This is a genomic window from Borreliella japonica (assembly GCF_900099615.1).
Taxonomy (GTDB): Bacteria; Spirochaetota; Spirochaetia; order Borreliales; family Borreliaceae; genus Borreliella; species Borreliella japonica.
Genome location: NZ_FMTE01000047.1, coordinates 1 through 1,091 on the forward strand (window position 1 = coordinate 1; position 1,091 = coordinate 1,091).

General features: G+C 23.7%; 2 pseudogenes. One reads left to right on the forward strand and one right to left on the reverse strand.

The features are described 5' to 3' along the window. A pseudogene (locus tag BLO14_RS05915) lies at positions 1-512 on the reverse strand (BB0158 famile outer surface lipoprotein); the annotation flags it as partial. Positions 513-817: 305 nt separating this feature from the next. Here BLO14_RS05915 and BLO14_RS05920 point away from each other — a divergent pair. Beyond that, positions 818-1,091: pseudogene (locus BLO14_RS05920) on the forward strand (hypothetical protein); the annotation flags it as partial.

The following is a 1,091-nucleotide window of genomic DNA, read 5'->3' on the forward strand; positions in this document are numbered from 1 at the left end:
GTCCTTCAGAAATTAACTTTAAGCTTTTAACTTCATATTTTTCTTCAAACTCTTTAGTTGACTCATATGCGATTATTTTAGCTATTGGTACTTTACTTCCCAGTATTTTATAGTTATTATCATTAATATGATAAGTATAGCTAAACCATCATGAAATTTTAAATCGAATGGGTGAAAAAATATAAGAATACCTAAGTCCTTCAAAATCTTTAATTAAATTATTATATCTGTCTTTTATGACTCTTGAATTACCCAGATTTTGCCCATGTAACATAACCTGCAAAAAGTCCTCCATAAACTTCTCCCTCTTTTATTTCGATCAACATAGATTCTTTATCAATAGAAGGAATATTTTTCTTATCTTCTTTAATATCTTTTTCATTATCCTTTTCAATTAGTTCAAAACCCGAAATTCCAGTTTCGACATTTTTAAAAGACTCTGGTACTAAAAAACAAGAATAAAAACATGATATAAAGAAAAATATATTTAAAATGCTTATACTTTTTTTCATAAAATTATTTTCACTGTAAGTAATTTTTAAAGCCCTACTCCATTAATTTGATATTAAAAATTCATAAAATATTTTTTCATTGTACCATAAAAATAGTTTGCCTAGTTCATTTTAATAGTTTTAAAATGAAAAATATTGTAAAACCTACCTCTAGCAATGAAAATATTTTTATAATTATTCCAATAGTACAATATTTATACAGTAAAATATTGTACTAAATATTGTATTGTACTAAATATTGAATTATATTAAATATTGAATTATATTAGATTTTAAATTTTAGATTTTAAATAAGGAGAATATTTATGAAATATAATATAATTGCAAGCATGTTTGTTTTTCTATTTTTAAATGCTTGCAATCCAGATTTTAACACCAATCACAAGGATATGAAATACAAATCTAGTAAAAAAAGAATAAAATCCAATAACAAGGGATTAAAATCTAAAAAAGAAGAAAACTCAAATCAAAAAAAAGATCCGAACCAAGAAGCAAACTTAAACCAAGAAGTAAGCTCAAATCAAGAAGTAAACTTACAAGAAGCAAACTTAAACCAAGAAGCAAACTTAAACCAAGAAG